The 536-nt window shown below is 62.3% G+C and carries 1 protein-coding gene; it reads right to left on the bottom strand.

Annotated features, from left to right (window positions below; translation table 11 throughout):
- Positions 1–191: 191 nt before the first annotated feature.
- A partial coding sequence (locus GSQ79_RS24535; protein ID WP_174243265.1) for a 4Fe-4S dicluster domain-containing protein occupies positions 192–536 on the bottom strand: 345 nt, incomplete at its 5' end.

The following is a 536-nucleotide window of genomic DNA, read 5'->3' as shown; positions in this document are numbered from 1 at the left end:
GTCGGCGGAGACAGCCCCAGTGCCCGGATCATTTTTCAGCGCGAGGTGACCTACACAGGCTGATTGTTCGCCGCGATCTGCCCCTCTCCCCCTTGCGGGGAGAGGTTGGGAGTGGGGGTCGCGGTGTTCTTCGGCATTAAAGCAGGTTGCTCGACCCCCATCCCTAACCCTTCCCCGCAAGGGGAAGGGAATCACATCCCCGCGTAATTCGGCCCGCCCGCGCCTTCCGGCGGCACCCAGGTGATGTTCTGCGCGGGATCCTTGATGTCGCAGGTTTTGCAATGCACGCAGTTCTGCGCGTTGATGACGAAGCGCGGATCGGTTTTTTTGGCCTCGTCGGCGTAGACCACCTCGTAGACGCCGGCCGGGCAGTACAGCCGCGCCGGTTCGCCATAAAGCGGCAGGTTTTCACCAATTGGGATCGACGGATCGCGCAGCACCAGGTGCGGCGGCTGATTCTCTTCGTGCGTCGTACCGGACAAAAACACCGAGGAGGCCCGGTCGAAGGTGAGCTTTCCGTCGGGCTTGGGATAAAC

The organism is Beijerinckia sp. L45 (genome assembly GCF_009765775.1).
Lineage (GTDB): Bacteria > Pseudomonadota > Alphaproteobacteria > Rhizobiales > Beijerinckiaceae > RH-AL1.
Note: the sequence above shows the minus strand (reverse complement) of the source record. Positions and strands in the feature narration are given on the sequence as shown.